Raw genomic sequence first — 18,355 nt, 5'->3', positions numbered from 1 at the left:
CGGCTCCGTCCGTCACTCACGTCATCTGCCGCCGCACCAGCTCGTGCAACCGGCCGCCCGTGTCCGCGAGGAGATCCGCGGGCGCACCCTGCTGGACGACGCGTCCTGCCGACATGACGACCACCCGGTCCGCGTCCAGGACCGTGGACAGGCGGTGCGCGATCACGATCCGGGTCGCGTGCAGCGCCCGCGTGCTGTCGATCACGATCCGCTGGGTCTCGTTGTCGAGCGCGCTCGTCGCCTCGTCGAAGAAGAGGATGCGCGGGCGGCGGATCAATGCCTGCGCGATCATGAGCCGTTGGCGCTGCCCGCCGGAGATCGCGCCGCCGCCCGCGATCATCGTGTGCAGCCCCATCGGCATCCGCTTGATGTCCTCGGCCAGGCCCGCCATCTCCGCCGCCGCCATGGCCTCCTCCTGCGTGAACGCCTCGGCGCCGCAGATGCAGTCGAGGATCGAGCCGGTCAGCGGCTGCGCGTTCTGCAGGACGACTCCGCACTGGCGCCGCACCGCCGCCTGGTCGAGCGCCGAGAGGTCCTGGCTGTCGTAGAGGACGCTGCCGGACGTCGGTGCGTCGAAGCCGATGAGCAGGCGCAGCAGGGTCGACTTGCCGCAGCCGCTCTCGCCGACCACGGCCACGAACTCGCCGGGGCGGATCGCCAGCGACACGTCGTCCAGGACCAGTGGCCCGTCGTCGGTGTAGCGGAAGGAGAGGCCGCGCGCCTCCAGCGATCCGGTGAGCTCGCCCGGCTGGGTCGCGGACCCGCGCACCTCGGGCTCCGCGTCGAGGACCGGCTTGATCTGCTCGTACATGGGCAGTACGGCGGCCGCCGAGACCAGCGCGCCCGTCAGCTGCGTCACGGACGTCAGGAGCATCGTCACCGCCGTGTTGAAGGTGAGGAACGCGGCCGCCGACAGGCTGCCCCGCGCGGGCCCCGCGAGCAGCATGAACATCACCAGCGAACACAGCGGCAGATAGACGGTGTTGAGGACCGTCGTCACGTTCTTGATGCGGCCGGCCCGGCGCTGCAGGTCCCGGCTGCGCGCGAACTCCTTGGCCCACGCCGCGTACGCGAAGCTCTCCGCCCCCGCGACCCGCAGCTTCGGCAGGCCGCGCAAGGTCTGGAACGCCCGGTTGTTGAGCTTGTTGCTGAGCACCACCAGGCGACGCTGCCAGCGCAGTTCCCACAGCCCGAGGGTGAGGAAGACGGCCGCCACGACCACCAGCATGCCGAGCGCGGCCAGCGCCAGCGGCACGCTGTAGAAGAGCAGCATCACCAGGTTCATCGCGCCGATCGTCACCGACTGCACGGCCACCGGGCCCACCCCGGACAGCAGTCTGCGGATCGCGCTGATGCCCATCGCCGCGCTCGCCAGCTCGCCGGTGGAGCGCGCCGCGAAGAACCGCGTGGGCAGTTTCAACAGGCGGTCCCAGACGGCGGGTTGGAGCACGCTCTCGACGCGGCCCTCGACCCGCAGCACCGTCACGTTCTGCAGCAGCATGAAGACCGCCGACACGATGCTGGTGATCACCACGGCGAGCGAGACCTGGGTGATCAGGCTCGTCTGCGCGTTCGGTACGTACGTGCCGAGGACCTGGCCCGTCGCGACGGGCACGAGCGCGCCGAGCCCCACCGTGACAAGACCCGCGAGCAGGAGCCTGCGCACGTCGGAGGCCGCGGCCCGCAGACTGAACCGGGCGAGCCGCCAGGGAGTCAACTTACCCTCGGGCAGCGGCCGGTAGAGCATCACGGCGCGTTCCTCGAAGTCCTCCACGGTGTCCTCGTCGATCCGCGTGCCCCGGTCGGCGGAGGGGTGCACGGCCTCGTAACCGCCGCGCCGCCACAGCAGCGCGACCGGCGCCCCGGACGTGGCCCGGAAGCCGACCAGCGGCCCCGTGTCCTGGCGCCACCAGGGCCCGACGAGCCGTACCGGGCGGGTGCGGATCCGCGAGGCGACCGCGATCTGCTCGACCGGGTCGATCCGATCGCTGACCGCGCCGCCGTGGCCCGGCTCCACCAGGGTGATGCCGGACGCGTCCGCCACCATTTTGCAGGCCGCGTTCGTCGCGTCGACCCCGCCCTGCGCTCCGCGGCCGCGCCGCCCGCGCGTGCCGATCGAGGCGAGCAGAGTCCGGTCGGCCTGCTCACGAACGGCCTCGCCCGCGCGGATCCCGGCCGCCGTCCGGTCCTCGTGCGCGCTCTCCATGCGTTCGATCCACCGGTCGAGCGTGGCCAGGAGCCGGTACTGCTGGTTCACCATCCGCTGCCACAGTTCGCCGTCCATCAGCAGATCACCGGCCGCGTCGGCGGCGTACGCCGACCCGTACTGCACGCTGCCCGGGGCGAGTTGGGGCCACAGCACGTCGTCGTCGCCGGTCACGTCGTGGTCCGCCGTGTGTCCGGCACGTTCGTTGAGGGGTGCCTCGAACAGCACCCGCTGGCCGCGCCCGACACCGAGTGCGAACGCCTCCTCCAGCAGGCTCCACGCCATGTCGTACGCACCCTCGTAGGACGGCGGCGCGTACGGCAGCTCGCGCAGGGGGATGCGGCGCATCGCGCAGCCCGTCAGCGGGCGTCCCACCAGGGTGTGCTGGGTGCCCTCGACGGGGCCGAGCAGCAGCGTGCCCGGCTCCAGACGGCCCAGGAAGTGCCAGTGCCCCTGGGAGTGCGCGTCCACGGCGAACAGGTCGAGCGCGCCGCCCACGACGAGCCACAGCACCTGCGGCCCCTCAAGCGGCAGGCTGCGCAGACCGGTGCAGTCGACCGGCGTGCCGAGCCCGCCGAACGCCGCCACCACCTGGTCCGAGGCGGCGTGTTGGGTGAACTCCTGCTCTGTGTACGTCACTTCAGTGCTCCCTGACCAGCTCGGCGTAGGGCCCGCCGGCCGCCACCAGATGTTCGTGGCGGCCGCGCTCGACGACCTGTCCGTGGTCGAGCACCACGATCTCGTCGCTGTCGCGCACCGTGCTGAGCCGGTGCGCGATGATCACGCAGGCGCAGCCGCGCCGCCGGATGTTGTCCATCACGGTCTGCTCGGTCTCGGCGTCGAGCGCGCTCGTCACCTCGTCGAGAACCAGGATGCTGGGGCGGCGTACCAACGCCCGTGCGATCTCCAGGCGCTGGCGCTGGCCGCCGGAGAAGTTGCGGCCGTCCTGCTCGACGCGGCTGTGCAGCCCCCCGGGCCGCCGCGCCACCACGTCGTACAGGCTCGCGTCACGCAGCGCGTCGGCGACCGCCTCGTCCGGGATCGAGGGGTCCCACAGCGCCACGTTGTCGCGCACCGTGCCCTCGAAGAGGAAGACGTCCTGGTCGACGAAGGACACGGACGCGGCGAGCGCGCCGCGCGGGATGTCGTCCAGGCGCCGGTCGTCGATCCGGATGACGCCCTCCCACGGCGCGTAGAGACCCGAGATCAGCCGGGACACCGTCGACTTGCCGCTGCCGGAACCGCCGACGAGCGCCACCTGCTGACCGGGCCCGACCGTCAGCGAGAACTCCGACAGGAGCGGCTTGTCGAGCGGGCTGTAGCCGAACGTGATGTTCTCCAGGGCGACGTGCCCCTTGAGCCTGCGCGTGCTCTGCACCGCCTCCGGGCGCGCGTACAGCGTGTCGACGGGGAAGTTCTCGACATCCTTCAGGCGCGCCACGTCGGCGGCGAAGTCCTGGATGCGGCCCGCGACCCCGTTGAGCCGCGTGATCGGCGCGGTGAAGCGGGTGACGAGCGCCTGGAACGCGACCAGCAGACCCACCGACAGATGCCCCTCGACGGCCCGCAGCCCGCCGATCCACAGGATCAGCGCACTGTTCAGCGCCGCGAGCGTCGGCGCGACGACGCCGAGCCACGCGCTCGGCACCCCGAGCTTCTGCTGCTCCTCCAGGGTCGTCGCGTGCTGCCCCGCCCACCGCCGGAAGTACCCGTTCTCACCACCGGTGGCCTTCATCGTCTCGATCAGCTGAAGGCCGGTGTACGAGGTGTTGGTGAGCCGCGCCGAATCCGCCCGCAGCTTCTGGGTACCGGTCGCGCGCAGCCGTACGACGATCCGCATCGCCACCACGTTCAGCAGCGCGATGCCGACGCCGATCATCGTCAGCTGCGGGTCGTACGTCCACAGCAGCACCGCGTACAACAGCACCACGATGCCGTCGACGCCGGCCGCGGTGAGATCGCGGGCCAGGGTCTCGGCGACCGCGTCGTTGGACTGGAGCCGCTGCACGAGATCGGCCGGGCTGCGCTGCGCGAAGAACGTGACCGGCAGGCGCAGCAGATGCCGGAAGAAGCGGGCGCTGCTCAGCGTCGAGGAGATGATGCGGCCGCGCAGCAGATTCGCCTGCTGCAGCCAGGTGAGGACACCGGTGAGGGCCACCATCGCGCCCATCGACGCGAACAGCGCGCCGAGCAGCGAGGTCTGGTCGCCGATCAGGAACAGGTCGATGTACGTCTTGCTGAGCGCGGGCACCGCCGCGCCCACCGCCACCAGGAGCAGGCTCGCGAGCAGTGCGGCCAGCATGGTGCCGGTCGTGCCGCGAAGGCGCCCCGGCAGCGCCTTCCACACGCCAGGACGGCGCCCGCCCGTACGGAAGTTCTCGCCCGGTTCGACAACGAGCACCACGCCGGTGAAGCTGGTGTCGAAGTCCTCCGTGGCCACGAACCTGCGGCCCTTGTCCGGGTCGTTGATGTACACGCCGCGCCGCCCGAAGCGCCGCCCCGTGCCGTCGTAGACGACGTAGTGGTTGAACTCCCAGAACAGGATCGCCGGACCCTGGACGTCGGCGAGCGCCGCCGGTTCCATCTGCATGCCCTTGGCGGTCATGCCGTAACTGCGCGCCGCCTTCAGGAGGTTGCTGGCGCGCGAGCCGTCCCGCGAGACGCCGCACGCGATGCGCAGCTCCTCCAGCGGGACGTGCCGGCCGTGGTGCGCGAGCACCATGCCCAGAGCCGCCGCGCCGCACTCGACGGCCTCCATCTGCAGCACCGTGGGCGTACGTACCGTCTTGCGGCGTCTGGGCGGCGGGGGAGCGGGCCTGGCCCGGCGGCGACTGTGACGATGGCCCGCGGGCGGAAGGGAAGTGGTGGTCACGGGAGCAGCCAATCCATCGGGCGCTGCTCGGCGAGGTGCACGGCGCCGGAGGCGAGGGTCATGGAGGTGAGCGGGAAGGGCGGCCCGTCCGCGGTCGACCAGGCGTAACCGGACGGGGTGGACGCAGTCTTCGTCAGCTGCACGAGCACCGGCACGCGGGTGCCGCCCTTCGTGAACTGTGCGGCCAGTTCGCCGTCCCCGAGGAAGTCGGTGACCTGCCGCCGGGTCTGCGCGCCGCGGCCGACCGCCTTCACCTTGCCGCGCAGCACTCCGTAGTTCTGGGCCGCGGGCACGGTGAGATCGACCGAGGCGCCCGCGGGCACGTTCGCCGCGCCGGTCGCGGGCACGTACAACATCGCGAGCAGCGGATCACGCGCCGAACCGGTCTTCTCCAGCGTCGCGACGTCCGCGCCGGTGGTGATGACCGCGCCGATCCGCGCGACGAGCGCCGTGACCCGGCCCGCGTCGATCGCGCGCACGACCCGGTTCCCCTGCTCCGTACGGACCTTGAGCAGCGGCGCGTTCGCGGTGACGCGCTGCCCCTCCTTCACGTACAGGCCGGTGACCTGGCCGGTGACCGGGGTCTGGAGGACGTAACTGCCCTGTCCGTAGGTGAGGATGCCGCTCGCCTTGAGCGTCGAGGAGACCGAACCGGTCACGGCCCACACACAGGCGGCGGCCATGACGACGAGGGTCACGGCGAGGGCCAGCACGCCCTGGGGCCGTGCGAGGCGCACCGGCAGGTCGAGGTCCTCCGGCGACTGCAGTTTGGTGAGGGCCTGTTGGCGGAACTGCACGGGTGTTTCCCTTACGTTTCTCCAGGCCGGGCGGGGCGGCCCGGACGCGCCCGAAGGCCCCGGGACCAGAGGTCCCGAGGCCTTGGGGGCCGCCGCCGGTCAGGTCGGCGGCCGCGTGATCCGTGGGATCCGACTCAGAGGCCGGAGACCAGGCCGGTGGCCAGACCCGTGACGGCACCGGCGTTGACGCCGGTCAGGCCCTCGACCGTGCCGGTGACGCCGGCGACGACGCCCGAGACCGGGGCGATCGAGTCGACGGTGCCGGTCAGGTTGCCGGCGACGCCGCCGAGCAGGCCGCCGGAGACGTTGTCGAGCTCGGCGTCGGAGATCTCGAGGGTCTGGACCTGGGGGGTGTTGCTCATGAGGAGAGCCGCCCTTCTCAGTGGGTATCTGGGTAATTCGAAAAACGCGGAACGCATCACGAAATCGGTGGAGGCGAATCCGTGATGTCCTGCGGTGCCGAGGATCAAAGCACGTCGACGCGTCGCACAGCTAATCGGAACGTCCCCGGTGAGGGTGGATGTGCGAGGTCAATTACCGCCAGGTGCAGGCTTATTCACGGGCCCGTGGCAGCACCTTCACAACCTTCACGGAGCGAATTGCCCGAAGGCCTGGACCACTTTCAGCAAAATGGACACTCGCGCATCAATTGGTTTCGTTGTCTGTACCGTGCAATGGATTTTTGTGAACGGGCGTGACCGCTCTGCGCAATCGCTGTGCAGGTTCTTGGCACGCCACGGCCGCGGCTGTGAGCACGGCCGGTGGCACGAACCCCCACGCCGGTGCGCCGGTGTGCACGGCGACGGCGCACGCGGCCCCGCCGACGACCGCGAGAAGCCGCGCGGCGACCCACAGTTGACCGGCCCCGCGCGGCGACCCGTCCGCGATCCCGGTGACGAGCGTGGTGAGGGTCCCGGTGAAATAGGTCGTGGGCGCGGCGCCCGACCCCGCCGCGACCATCGCCGCGGACTGCCCGCCCATCGACACGGCGGCGACGACGAGCAGCACCGTCCGCCAGGCGGCGCCGGGGTGCCCGTCGAACACCGCGGCCACCACGGCGACCCCCGCGAGCAGGACGGCCTGCGCCGCGAGGCACGCCACGACCCGGCCCGGCCACTCGGGGCGCCGCGCCACGCCCCGGCACACGAAGGCGACGAGCGCGGCCCCCACGACGTATCCGCCGAGCGCGTACAGGGGAGCGGACATCCCCTCCCCTGTACCGGGGCCGTGTCCCAGGTGCCCGACCGCCACACCGAGCAGCACGAGGTTCCCGGTCATCACACCGGCGAACACGGTCCCCAGCACCGTGAACGCCAGCGCGTCGACGCAGCCCGAGGCCGCCGCGAGCAACAGAAGGGAGATCTGGGCGCGTCTGTTCATACCGCCGACGGTAGGCCGGGGAAGGGAGCGGGCGTCCGCAGCTCGCCGCGCGGGCGTGCCGGTCCGGGGTGCATTCGCGATGCCGACCGGAGATGCCTTCGGATCGATGAGGGCGTCCCGGCCCGACACCGGCCGCGGAGCCGCTGATGGACAGTGCCCGCGCCCGGACGGGAGCGTGGCAGCCCCCGCCGTGACACGAACTGTTCACGATCCAGGGGGAATTCACCGCCTGTACGGGCGCGTTCTCCCCGGCATGACAGTGGGAGTGACACTCGACACGTCCGGCAGCAACCTCCTCATCGACGACGCCGTGCGCCAGGCCCGGGAGGCCCGCGCGTCCGGCATCACGTCCCTGTGGTTCGGGCAGACCCTCGGCTTCGACTCCCCGATGGTCGCGGCGCTCGTGGGCAGCGCCGTCCCCGACATCCACGTGGGCACCTCCGCGATCCCCGTCTTCGGCCGCCACCCGCTGTTCGTGGCGAGCCAGGCGCAGACGGCCCAGGCGGCCACCGGGGGCCGCTACCACCTCGGGCTCGCGCTCGGCACGAAGCTGCTCGCCGAGGGCGCCCTCGGCCTGCCCTTCGAGCGGCCCGTCGGCCGCCTGCGCGAATTCCTCACCGTGCTACGGCAGTTGCTGGACACCGGGGAGGCCGACTTCGAAGGCGAGCTGATCACCGCGAAGACCCCGCTGCCGGCCCGCGTGCCCGGCGCCACGCCCCCCGTTCCGCTGCTCGTCGCCGCGATGGGCCCCCAGGCGCTGCGCGTCAGCGGCCGTCTCGCCGACGGGATCCTGCCGTATCTCGCGGGGCCGCGCGCTCTGGAGGAGCACATCGTCCCCGAGGTCACCCGGGCCGCCGAGGAAGCGGGCCGCCCGGCACCGCGCATCGTCGCGTTCGTGCCGGGCGTCGTCACCCGGGATCCGGACGCGCTGCGCCCGCGGCTCCACGAGCGGCTCTCGTTCTACGCGCAGATCCCGTCCTACGCCCGCGTCGTCGAGCTCTCCGGCCACAGCCACCCGGCCGAACTCGCCGTCGTCGGCGACGAGAAGAACCTCGTGGACGCGGTCCGCCGCTACCGTGACGCGGGCGCCACCGACGTCGTCCTCGGCAGCACCGAGGTGGGCGGCGACGACGCCCGGCTGCGCACGTGGGAAGTGCTGGGCGAACTGGCCTGATCCAGGGGCTGCACGAGCACCGCACCCTGTCATTACCCTGTGGGGAGACAGCGGGGCGGATCCCCGCTGTCGAAGCGCTTCGACGGCCATCTGGACAGGCAACCGTCGGCCCCCATAGGGTCGGCATGTCGAACAGCTCAGGCACTCTGTCCCCGTCGAAGCGCTTCGCGTCGGCGCCCCTCGTCACGGCTCAGGAGAACGACATGGTCACGCTCGCAGAGGTCGCCCGGCACGCCGGAGTCTCCGCCAGCACCGTGAGCTACGTCCTCAGCGGCAAGCGGTCCATCTCCGCCGCCACCCGCGAGCGCGTCGAGAGCAGCGTCCGCCGGCTCGGCTACCACCCGAACGCGGGCGCGCGTGCCCTGGCCAGCAGCAAGTCGAACATCATCGCGCTGATGGTGCCGCTGCGCACCGACATGTATGTGCCGGTGATGATGGAGATCGCCATGGCCGTCACCACGGCCGCCCGCACGCACGGCTACGACATCCTGCTGCTCACCGGCGAAGAAGGCGCCCAGGCGGTGCGCCGCATAGAGGGCAGCGCGCTCGCCGATGCCATGATCGTGATGGATGTCGAGCTGGACGACGAGCGGCTGCCGCTGCTGCGTACCGCCGGCCGGCCCGCCGTCCTGATCGGACTTCCGGCCGACACCGCGGGACTCACCTGTGTGGACCTCGACTTCGGCGCCGCCGGCGCCGTCTGTGCCGAGCACCTGGCCGACCTCGGGCACCGTGAGATCGCGGTCATCGGCGAGGCCGCCGCGGTGTACGAGCGGCGCACCGGCTTCGCCGAGCGGACCCTGACGGGCCTGCGCGAGCGCAGCGCCGAGCTGGGCCTGCGGGTCCTGCACCGCCCCTGCGAGGGCTCGTACGCCTCGGTTTCGGCAACGTTGTCGCGGATCTTCGACGAGCGGCCGGGCACGACGGCGTTCGTCGTGCAGAACGAGGCCGCCACCGACCCGCTGCTCGCCCTGCTGCGCCAGTCGGGCCGCGCCGTTCCGGAGGACGTGTCGGTCGTCGCCGTCTGCCCCGAGCAGGTCGCCGCGCACGCCTCGGTGCCGCTCACCTCGGTCGCGGTACCCGCGCAGGAGATGGGGCGGCGCGCCGTCGAGCAGGTCATCGCGCGGATCGAGGGGCGCGGCTCGGACGAGGAAGTCGTCCTGCTCGCCCCGGAGTTGACGCTTCGCGAGAGCGCGGCCCAGGCCCCGGTCGGAGCCTGAGCCGCACGTCCGTGCCGGACCGGGTCAGCTGCTGGAGACGTTGAAGCCGTTCGTGGTGAAGTTCAGGCCGCCGGACGACGAGGTGATCTCGTAGCCGAACTGGACGTCACCGATCGTCTCGTTGCCCCACCATCCCTTGGTGTCCTTGATCCACTTGAGGATCGGCAGGATGTTCACCGTGCCGGACGTCGAATCCGAGGTGCGCAGGAACGAGTAGACCTCGTTGGCGCCGTTGTTGCCCTTGTAGACGGTCCAGGTGTGACCGCCGAGCGTGACGTTGCCCTGCGAGGTGCCGAGCGGGCCGACGGCTCCGTTGTAGTTGACCCAGAGCATGACCTCGTAGTCGTAGTCGCTGTCCCAGATGTCGTACGACGTGTTGTACGCGCCCGAGGACGGCACCGTCACGTTGTAGCCGCTGGTGAGCGAGGACAGCGAGTTGATCGGCTTGTTCACGACCTTCTTGGCGTTCGGGTAGGACTTGATGCCGCCCGTGTTCGCGTGGTTCGCCGACACCCCCCAGTTCGACGAGGAGTTGGCCCAGATGCTCTGGGAGCCGGCGCCCGAGCCCCAGATGTTGTTGTAGAGCGTGTAGCCGTCCGCCGTGGTGTAGTTGCCCCACTGGTCGGACGACGACCAGATCGCCGCCTGCGCGGGGGCGGCGGCGAGCGCGACTGCCGCGGAGGCCGCCAGTGCGGCTCCGAGCAGGGTGCGGCGTCGTAGGGAGTGCTCTGTGGTGGGTGCAGGTTCCATGGGGTCCCTTTCCATGATCGTGGGGGTCATCGTGAGGGATGAGCGTGGGGGAGGTGCTCGGAAACTGAACTACCGCGTACTCACCGTGAGTTCGCGGTCCTCGCCCGCGGTCAGGCGCAGTCGCCCGGGTCCGCCGGCCGGGGTCTTGAGGTCCACGTCCGCGTCCCGGTCGGGCCGGACGACGGCCGTGCAGGTGCCACCGCCCCAGGCCAGGTCGACGCGTGCGCCGAACCGGGTGCGCAGCCCGGACACGGCGCCGCGCGGCCAGCAGGACGGCAGCGCGGGCAGCAGGACGAGCCGGTCCGGTGTGGACTGCAGGAGCGACTCGGTGAGCAGCGCGGGCAGCGTGTGCGCGGCGTCGGCGTTGTAGACGTCGCGGCGCGGATAGTGCGCGCTCATCAGCGAGCGGTGGAAGTAGTCGCCGGTCAGCACCTGGCGCAGGGCGTCACCGACCCGGGACGCGTCGCGCAGGCGGGCCGCGATCAGGGCGTGGTGGAGGTGGCCGTGCGCCGAGCCGTTCTCCGCGCCGCGCAGTTCGAGGGCCCGGTGCGCCGCCTTCGCCCACTCGGGGGTGTCGTACGGATTGATGTCGTGGTGCGGCCACACCGGGTAGAGATGGCTGAGGTGCCGGTGGTCGTAGGAGTCTTCGAGGTCCGGCCAGGCCCATTCGGCGAGCGCGCCCTCGGAGTTGACCCGGTAGTCGGGCAGCCGGCCGGCGAGCGCACGCCACCGGTCGCCGTCGGGACCCGGGTGCCAGGCGGCCGCGGTGCGCAGGGCGTGCCGGGCCGCCGCGATGTCCATCGTGGCGTTCAGGGTGCCCCAGCTCGCGTTCGCGGGCCGGTTCTCCGGCGAGTACGAGGGCACGATCACCACGCGCCCGTCGGGTCCCGTCCGGCTCAGGAAGTCCTCGTAGAACAGGGCCACTTCGGCCAGTGCCGCGCCCAGCCAGGCGGGCCGCTGCCCGGTCGTCTCGGCCTCTTCCACGAGGGGGGTGAGGAGCCAGTCGGCGCCCGCCGTCCATAGATGCATCGGCCACTCCCGCTGGAAGTGGTACGCGTGCCCCGATCCACCGTCGGTGTGCGCGGGCGCGACGATGCCGCGCGCCCCGAAGATCTCCCGCGCGTTGTCCCGCCAGTCCGGCAACTGGCTCTTGATCAAAGCCCCTTGGGCCTCCGTCACCTCAGGCAGTGCGCAAACGGCCGCGGAGGCCGTCTGCAGGTTGAGGTTGGCATCCGTGGTGAACGCCCCCGACCAGGCCGTGTCCCACGCGCCGGTCCACAGCCCGGTGAGCCGGGGCGGCAGTGCACCGGACGCGCTGAGCAGGTGGTAGCGGCCCGCCGCGAACAGCCGCTCCAGGAGGGCATGGCTCTCCGGGCGCCCCAGCAACTCGCTGCCGGGCAACCCCCGTTCGGCGCGCGGCGCGTTCAGGTCGAACGTCACCCTCTCGTACGCGGCGCGGTGCGGCGCCTCGTGCCGGGCGAGGAGATCGGCGTACGTCACCGCCGGGTCGCCGGTCACCAGCGCCGCGAGGCCGGCCGCCTCGGTGCCCGCGTCCAGCTCCCCGATGTGCCGCCGCACCCGGGTGAGCAGCAGCAGGCCGTTCGCGCCCTCGACCCGGATCCCCGTGGCGCCCACCGAGGTGCGCCCGCCGTGGGTGAGCGCGAGCGTCACCCCGGTGTACGCCAGGTCGCTTCCGGGGTACCGGCAGCGCAGCGTCAACTGGGCGCCCCCCGGCGTCAGTACGACCGCGCGGCCGACCCCGAGCCCGCCCGGCACCCCGGCGAGCCGGTGGTCGAGCGAGAGCTCCCCGTCGAGTCCGGGCCCGGTGACGTACTGCACGACGACGTCGTCCGCGCGCGACACGAACACCCGGCCGCGCCAGCCGCCGCACCGCGCCTCCGCGACGCCCGTCGCGAAGTCGACCGCGCGCCGGTAGCCGCGCCACACCACGCTGTCCCGTACGAACCGCACCTGGAAGGCGGGATGGAACGCCCGCACCCACCGCAGGTCGCGGCCGTCCGTGAACCGCTCGGCGGCGCTCACGTCACCGGCCAGCAACCGGTCCTGCAGCTCCGGGAGCCGGGCGGCCAGCGCGGGCGGCCGCGGCTGCGGTCCGCCGTCCGGGCGGACCAGCGCGTGCTGCGTGACGATCACCCGGTCGTCGTGCGGATCGCCGAACACGAGGGCGCCGTGCCGGCCGTTGCCGCTGAGGAAGGCGTCCTCCCAGCGCCCGGCCGGCGCCGGCTCCCACGTGCCGTGCGGATGCTCAGGCAGCACCGGACCCCCGTGACCCGCGCGCGAGGACGGTGACGCCGAACCGGCCGAGCGGCACGGACCCCGTGTGCTCGTCGCCGCTCAGCACGTCCCGGTACGTCGCGTCGTCCGGCAGCGTGACCGTGGTCTCGCCGCGCCCGTGGTGCAGCAGGAACAGCAGCGCGCCCCGGCGTACGGCCTCCACACCTGCGGGGAGGCCGGACAGCGGAGGCCGTACGCCCGCCCCGGCGGCCACGTCCGCGAGCAGCGAGCGCAGCGCCGGGGGGTCGGGGAGGGTGGAGAGGTACCAGGCGCGGCCGCGGCGCAGCACGGCGGGCAGCCCGTCGAGGTCGCCGCCGCGGTACGCGGCCACCACCTCGGCGTCCGGCGCCGCCGACAGCTCCTCCGACCACAGCGTGCCGACGAACTCCCCGCAGTCCACCGGCTCCTGCGGCTCCAGCGGCCACCACTCGTGGACCGTGCGGATGCCGAACAGCTCCCGCAGCCGGGCGTCCATGCCGCCGGGCCGTATCCGGTCGTCGGCGTCGGCGACCCCGGTGAAGAACCCGCACACCAGGGTTCCGCCGCCTCGTACGTAGGCGAGGAGGTTCTCGATCGCCGCGTCCGTCAGCAGGTACAGCTGTGGCACGACGACCACCTTGTACGCGGACAGGTCGTGCTCGGGGTGCGCGAAGTCGGCGGCGAGGTGCTCCTCCCACAGGGCGCGGTGCCAGGCCCGTACGACCTCCTCGTACGCGACCTTGGTCGACGGTCTCCCGTCCTGTCCACCCGCCCACCACGAGTGCCAGTCGTGCAGTACGGCTATGGCGGACGGGGTATGAGCACCCGTCACCTCGGGTCCGAGGGCGGCGAGTTCGGCGCCGATCTGTTTCACCTCGGTGAACGTCCGGCCTTCCTCGCCCGCGTGGCCGAGCATCCCGGAGTGGAACTTCTCCGCGCCCTGCCGGGACTGCCGCCACTGGAAGTAACAGATCGCGTCCGCGCCGCGCGCGACGGCCTGCAACGACCAGAGGCGGTTGAGGCCGGCCGGCTTGGGATGGTTGACCCCGCGCCAGTTCACCGGCCCCGCCGCCTGCTCCATGAGCATCCACGGACCCCGGGCCTGGCCCCGCGTCATATCGGCGATCATCGCGTTGTACTGACCGCCCAGCGGGTCGCGCGGATCGGGATAGACATCCACCGAGACGACGTCCTCCTGCTCCGCCCACGCCCACGCGTCCTGCCCCACCCACAGTGGCATGAAGTTGGTGGTGACCGGGATGTGCGCGGGGGAGTGGCGGCGGACCAGGTCGCGCTCGGCGACGTAGCACTCCATGAGCGCGTCCGAGGTGAAGCGGCGGAAGTCGAGAAGCTGCGTGGGGTTACGCAGGTACTGGGCACGGCGCGGCGGGATCACGTCCTCCCACGTGTCGAGGTGCTGGCTCCAAAAGGCGGTGCCCCAGGCCTCGTTGAGTGCGTCGAGGGAGTGGTATTTCGTGCGCAGCCAGCGGCGGAACGCGCGGGCCGCCTCGTCGCCGTAGTCGAACGTGCAGTACTCGTTGTTGATGTGCCACATCCGCAGGGCCGGATGCCGGCCGTAGCGGATCGCGAGGTCCTCGGTGATCGCGGCGGCGTAGCGGCGGTAGGCACTGGAGGAGTGCGCGAACTGCTGGCGCGAACCCCACCACACCGTCCGCCCGTCCTCGTCGCGCGGCAGGGTCTCCGGGTGCAGGCGGCCGAGCCACGGCGGCGGCGAGGCGGTCGGTGTCGCGAGGACGACGCCGATACCGTGCGCGTGCATCAGGTCCATCAGCCGGTCGAGCCAGCCGAATTCCCGTGCGCCTGGGCGTGGTTCGAGCTTCGCCCAGGAGAAGACGCCGAGCGTGACGGAGGTGACGCCGGCCTCCTTCATCAGCGTCACGTCCTCGGCCCAGACCTCCTCGGGCCACTGCTCGGGGTTGTAGTCGCCGCCGAACATGAGGCGGCCCTCAGGTGCGATGTTCATCCCTTCACCGCTCCGGTGAGCATGCCCTTCTTGAAGTGGCGCTGGACGAAGGGGGAGGCGATCGCGACCGGTACGAGGGCGAGCACCATCACCGCCATCTGGAGCCCCAGTGCGGAGAGTTGACCGGTGTGGACGGCCTGCTGGAGGCCGGCCGGGGCCACCGTGTTCTTCTGGACGAGCTGCTTCAGCACGTTCTGCAGCGGCATCATCTGCTGGTCCGTCAGGTAGATCGACGCGTTGAACCAGGCGCTCCAGTACCCCACGGCGTAGAACAGCGAGATGACCGCGAGCACCGCCCGCGACAGCGGAAGGATGATGGTCAGCAGGATCCGCAGGTCGCTCGCGCCGTCGATCCGCGCGGACTCGGTGAGTTCGGGGGAGATCCCCATGAAGAAGCCGCGCAGTACGAGGATGTTGAAGACGCTGACCGCGCTCGGCAGGATCAGCGACAGATAGGTGTCCGTCAGGCCGAGCGACTGCACCAGCAGGTAGGTCGGGATGAGCCCCGCGCCGAAGAACATGGTCACCATCAGGGCCATCAGCAGGAACCGGTGGCCGAGGCTGCCGGGCCGGGACAGGCCGTAGGCGGCGAGGACCGACACGGCCATGGAGATCACGGTGCCGACGAGCGTGACGCCGATCGAGACCAGCATCGCCCGGCTGACCTGACCGCCGCCAAGCAGTTCCGTGTAGTTGATGAAGGTGATGTCCTGCGGGATCACGACGAGCCCGCCGACCCGGTCGATCACCGGCTTCGGGGAGAGGGAGGTGACGATCACGATCCACAGCGGGGCGAGCACGCACAGACAGCACAGGGCGAGGAAGCCACCCTTGAGGGTCAGCCCGGTCCTGCTGGGCTCCTCCTCCCACGAGGGGCGGGCGGGCGCCTGCAGGCTGCGGATCAATTGCGTGTTGAGGCTCACTTCTTGTACACCCCCTGCTCGCCGAGCAGATGCGAGAACTTGTTGGCGCCGAGGACCAGCGCGACGCCGATGGCTCCCTTGACCAGGCCGACCGCGGCCGCGTAACTGAAGTCGCCGTTCTGGATGCCGATGTTCCACACATAGGTGTCGAGGACCTCGCTGGCGCCCGCGCCCACCGCGTCGCGCTGCAACAGGAACTGCTCGAAGCCGACGCTCAGCGCGTCACCGACCCGCAGGACGAGCAGCAGCGCGATCACCGGGCGCAGCGCGGGCAGCGTCACGTGCCACATCCGGCGCCAGCGGCCCGCGCCGTCCATGGCCGCCGCCTCGTACAGATCCGTGGAGACGGCGGCGAGCGCGGCGAGGAACACGATGATTCCCCAGCCCGCGTCCTTCCACACGGACTGCGCGGTGACCAGGAACTTGAACAGGCTCGCGTTCGTCATGAGGTCGAACGCACCCCAGCCGTGCTTCTCCATCGTCTGCGCGATGATGCCCGCGCCGCCGAAGATCTGCTGAAAGACGGTGACGACGAGCACCCACGAGAAGAAGTGCGGCAGATACATGATCGCCTGTGCCACGGCCCGCACCCGGGGCCGGATCACGCTGTTGATGAGCAGCGCGAGGGCGATCGGGATCGGGAAGAACAGCACGAGTTGGAGCACGAACAGCATGACGGTGTTCTTCGCCGCGTCCCAGAACAGCGGATCGTCGATCATCCGGGAGAACTGCTCCACGCCCAGCCAGGGGCTGTGGAAGATCGCCGTCACGCCGTTGGTGGAGGCGTACGGGTCGTAGTCCTGGAAGGCGACCACGTTGCCGAGCAGCGGGATGTAGTTGAAGAGCACGAGCAGCCCGAGAGCGGGCAGCGTCATCAGGATGAGCGCGCGGTCCCGGCGCAGCCGGATCCGCCAGGAGACCTTCCCGGCCCCCTGCTTCTTCTGCGCGCGCTTCGAGGGAACGACCTTCGGGACGAGGGCGGCCGCCGGCTCTTCGACGGCCGCCGGGGGACGCGTCCCGTCCGGCCTGCTCCCGGCCGTGAGAGACATCAGTTGCCGCTGCCGTTCTGGTCGATGAGCTTCTTGTACCAGGCGCGCAGCTTGTCGCCGCCGGACGACTTCCAGGTGGAGATGGCCTGCTGCACGTCGGAGAGCTTCTTGTTGCCGCGTACGTAGTCGATCTCCAGCTGCTCGAACTGGCTGGCGAGGTTGGCCCAGCGGGTCGGCTCGACGATGTTCATGCCGTACGTGGACGTCTTCTTCATGAAGGCGCCGTGCCGCTGCTCCCACTCGACCTGCCGACGGGCGATGTCCGGGAAGTCGGGGTGCGCGAAGTACGGGGCGGGGGCGGAGAGCATCAGCCAGGCGTTGATGACTTCCTGGTTGCCCCGGTCGTTCTTGACCGGGACGCCGTCCTTGACCGTGTAGTGCGTGCCCTCGACGCCGTAGTTGACGCTCATGAACTCCTTGGTGCCGTACGGCGCGGCGGCGTAGTTCGCGGCGGCGAGCGCGTTCTCGACCGTCTCCTTCGACGCTCCCTTGCGGATCAGCGACCAGATGGTGGCGGGGCTGCTCGCCCACAGGTGCGGGTCGCCGCCGTCGGGACCGAAGAGGTCCATGGCCTCGATCTTGAAGTCCGGGTTGGACTTGGCCTGTTCAGCGGTCTTCACGTACCAGTGGGACATGTCGTTGTTGTACATAAGGATCTGACCTGCGGTGAACCGCTGTGCCACGTCGCCCGAGCGGGCCTTGTCGTCGGGGTGGACCACGCCCGCCGCGAAGAGCTTGCGGGTCCATTCCAGCGCCTCGAGGTACTCGGGCTGCTCGATGCGGTACGTCAGCTTGCCGTCGGCCCCGACGTGCCAGCCGAGCGTGCCCGAAGGGCGGACGCCGAAGACGTTGAAGGCGGTCCAGGTCATGTCGCCGCAGGCGTACACCTTCGCCTTGGCGCTGGTGATCTCCTTCGCCAGACTCAGGAACTCGTCGGGCGACTTGGGGAGCTCGTAGCCCTTCTCGTCGAAGATGTCCTTGCGGTAGTACGGAGGGTTGAAGGTCGCCGCGGCGGACGGCATCGGGATGCCGCGCAGCGCGCCGCCGAAGATGCCCATCTTCCAGGAGTCCGACGGGATCGCCGCGAGGTTCGGATACTTCTTCACCTTGTCGCCCGCCAGATACGGGCCGAGGTCCATGAACTTCGCGGTGACCGCGTTGGCTATCTTGCCGACCAGCTCCCAGCCCGGCACGACCACCATGTCGGGGATCGAGCTGGAGGCGAGCACGGCGCCGAGCTTCTCGCCGTAGGTGGTGCCGTCCTGGTTCTGCCAGGTGATCCTGGTGCCGGCCGCCTTGTCGAGCGCCGTGTAGTAGGCGCAGTTCCCCTTGGGGGGCGTGCCCCAGAGCGGGGACATGACCTTGAGCGGTGCGCCGGTGCCGAGCGCCTTCGGGACCGAGGCGGCCAGGGCCGACAGCTCCACCTTGCCGGTGTATCCGGCGGCCGAGCCGTTCTTCGACGGCAGGTCCGGAGCGGCGAACTTGCCGGCGACGAACGTCGGCAGGAGCTTGTCGGCGTTCTTCCCGGAAGTGGTGCCTTCCCTGTCCTTGCTGTCCGACCCGCCGCAGGCGGTGAGCAGCGGCATCCCGCCGGCCACGGCCGCGGCGGCCACGGCGGTGGAGGCCAGGAATCTTCTCCGGCTGGGAGCGGAGGAGGAAGGCGAGTTCGGCGTCATTGCTGCAACCCTTCAAGGAACGCGTCGCGCATTTGTCGAAGCGCTTCGAT

General features: G+C 71.0%; 13 protein-coding genes. 2 read left to right on the top strand and 11 right to left on the bottom strand.

What is annotated here, in order from left to right:
* Positions 1-16 precede the first annotated feature (16 nt).
* The 5 genes from ACIREE_RS13500 to ACIREE_RS13480 all read right to left on the bottom strand — a co-directional run bounded on the left by ACIREE_RS13500 (position 17) and on the right by ACIREE_RS13480 (position 7,255).
* Entirely contained in the window at positions 17-2,845 is a 2,829-nt protein-coding gene (locus tag ACIREE_RS13500) for an NHLP bacteriocin export ABC transporter permease/ATPase subunit (protein WP_404150568.1), read from the bottom strand.
* A 1-nt stretch (position 2,846) separates the two neighbouring features.
* Positions 2,847-5,078: an NHLP family bacteriocin export ABC transporter peptidase/permease/ATPase subunit gene (locus ACIREE_RS13495; protein WP_404150566.1), complete on the bottom strand. Its 2,232-nt coding sequence runs from the start codon at positions 5,076-5,078 to the stop codon at positions 2,847-2,849.
* On the bottom strand, positions 5,075-5,875 hold the full coding sequence (locus ACIREE_RS13490) for an HlyD family efflux transporter periplasmic adaptor subunit (protein ID WP_404150564.1): 801 nt from the start codon (positions 5,873-5,875) through the stop codon (positions 5,075-5,077). Before ACIREE_RS13490 ends, ACIREE_RS13495 begins: the two co-directional genes overlap by 4 nt.
* Positions 5,876-6,009: 134 nt before the next feature.
* Positions 6,010-6,237 (bottom strand): type A2 lantipeptide, encoded by a 228-nt coding sequence (locus ACIREE_RS13485; RefSeq protein WP_404150562.1) that lies wholly within the window; start codon positions 6,235-6,237, stop codon positions 6,010-6,012.
* Between the two features lie 283 nt (positions 6,238-6,520).
* Positions 6,521-7,255, bottom strand: a complete 735-nt coding sequence (locus tag ACIREE_RS13480) for a YoaK family protein (protein ID WP_404150560.1) — start codon at positions 7,253-7,255, stop codon at positions 6,521-6,523.
* 253 nt (positions 7,256-7,508) lie between these two features.
* Here ACIREE_RS13480 and ACIREE_RS13475 point away from each other — a divergent pair, with 253 nt between their 5' ends.
* Together ACIREE_RS13475 and ACIREE_RS13470 are read left to right on the top strand one after the other, a co-directional pair.
* Positions 7,509-8,429 (top strand): TIGR03564 family F420-dependent LLM class oxidoreductase, encoded by a 921-nt coding sequence (locus ACIREE_RS13475; RefSeq protein WP_404150559.1) that lies wholly within the window; start codon positions 7,509-7,511, stop codon positions 8,427-8,429.
* Between the two features lie 203 nt (positions 8,430-8,632).
* Positions 8,633-9,649, top strand: coding sequence for a LacI family DNA-binding transcriptional regulator (locus tag ACIREE_RS13470; RefSeq protein ID WP_404151206.1), 1,017 nt, complete (start codon positions 8,633-8,635; stop codon positions 9,647-9,649).
* Positions 9,650-9,673: 24 nt separating this feature from the next.
* Here the strand turns inward: ACIREE_RS13470 and ACIREE_RS13465 are convergent, their stop codons facing one another.
* From ACIREE_RS13465 to ACIREE_RS13440, 6 genes are all read right to left on the bottom strand, one after another.
* Positions 9,674-10,399 (bottom strand): hypothetical protein, encoded by a 726-nt coding sequence (locus ACIREE_RS13465; RefSeq protein WP_404150557.1) that lies wholly within the window; start codon positions 10,397-10,399, stop codon positions 9,674-9,676.
* Positions 10,400-10,468: 69 nt separating this feature from the next.
* The gene (locus ACIREE_RS13460) at positions 10,469-12,676 is read right to left on the bottom strand and encodes a glycosyl hydrolase family 95 catalytic domain-containing protein (RefSeq protein ID WP_404150555.1); all 2,208 of its coding nucleotides are present in this window, start codon (positions 12,674-12,676) and stop codon (positions 10,469-10,471) included.
* On the bottom strand, positions 12,666-14,657 hold the full coding sequence (locus ACIREE_RS13455) for a beta-galactosidase (protein WP_404150553.1): 1,992 nt from the start codon (positions 14,655-14,657) through the stop codon (positions 12,666-12,668). The genes ACIREE_RS13460 and ACIREE_RS13455 overlap by 11 nt, the downstream gene beginning before the upstream one ends.
* Positions 14,654-15,580 (bottom strand): carbohydrate ABC transporter permease, encoded by a 927-nt coding sequence (locus ACIREE_RS13450; protein WP_404150551.1) that lies wholly within the window; start codon positions 15,578-15,580, stop codon positions 14,654-14,656. Before ACIREE_RS13450 ends, ACIREE_RS13455 begins: the two co-directional genes overlap by 4 nt.
* Positions 15,577-16,629 carry an ABC transporter permease gene (locus ACIREE_RS13445; RefSeq protein WP_404150549.1) on the bottom strand — a complete coding sequence of 351 codons (1,053 nt, stop codon included), beginning with the start codon at positions 16,627-16,629 and terminating at the stop codon, positions 15,577-15,579. The genes ACIREE_RS13450 and ACIREE_RS13445 overlap by 4 nt, the downstream gene beginning before the upstream one ends.
* The gene (locus ACIREE_RS13440; RefSeq protein ID WP_404150548.1) at positions 16,629-18,305 is read right to left on the bottom strand and encodes an extracellular solute-binding protein; all 1,677 of its coding nucleotides are present in this window, start codon (positions 18,303-18,305) and stop codon (positions 16,629-16,631) included. The genes ACIREE_RS13445 and ACIREE_RS13440 overlap by 1 nt, the downstream gene beginning before the upstream one ends.
* Positions 18,306-18,355 lie beyond the last annotated feature (50 nt).

Source organism: Streptomyces sp. NPDC102467 (genome assembly GCF_044765445.1).
Lineage (GTDB): Bacteria > Actinomycetota > Actinomycetes > Streptomycetales > Streptomycetaceae > Streptomyces.
This window is presented reverse-complemented; position numbering and strand designations above follow the sequence as displayed.

Excerpts from the sequence above, each read along its gene's own strand:
- ACIREE_RS13440 (WP_404150548.1), bottom strand. The coding sequence starts at position 18,305 with ATGACGCCGAACTCGCCTTCCTCCTCCGCTCCCAGCCGGAGAAGATTC.
- ACIREE_RS13470 (WP_404151206.1), top strand. The coding sequence starts at position 8,633 with ATGGTCACGCTCGCAGAGGTCGCCCGGCACGCCGGAGTCTCCGCCAGC.
- ACIREE_RS13445 (WP_404150549.1), bottom strand. The coding sequence starts at position 16,629 with ATGTCTCTCACGGCCGGGAGCAGGCCGGACGGGACGCGTCCCCCGGCG.
- ACIREE_RS13485 (WP_404150562.1), bottom strand. The coding sequence starts at position 6,237 with ATGAGCAACACCCCCCAGGTCCAGACCCTCGAGATCTCCGACGCCGAG.
- ACIREE_RS13465 (WP_404150557.1), bottom strand. The coding sequence starts at position 10,399 with ATGGAACCTGCACCCACCACAGAGCACTCCCTACGACGCCGCACCCTG.
- ACIREE_RS13475 (WP_404150559.1), top strand. The coding sequence starts at position 7,509 with ATGACAGTGGGAGTGACACTCGACACGTCCGGCAGCAACCTCCTCATC.
- ACIREE_RS13480 (WP_404150560.1), bottom strand. The coding sequence starts at position 7,255 with ATGAACAGACGCGCCCAGATCTCCCTTCTGTTGCTCGCGGCGGCCTCG.
- ACIREE_RS13455 (WP_404150553.1), bottom strand. The coding sequence starts at position 14,657 with ATGAACATCGCACCTGAGGGCCGCCTCATGTTCGGCGGCGACTACAAC.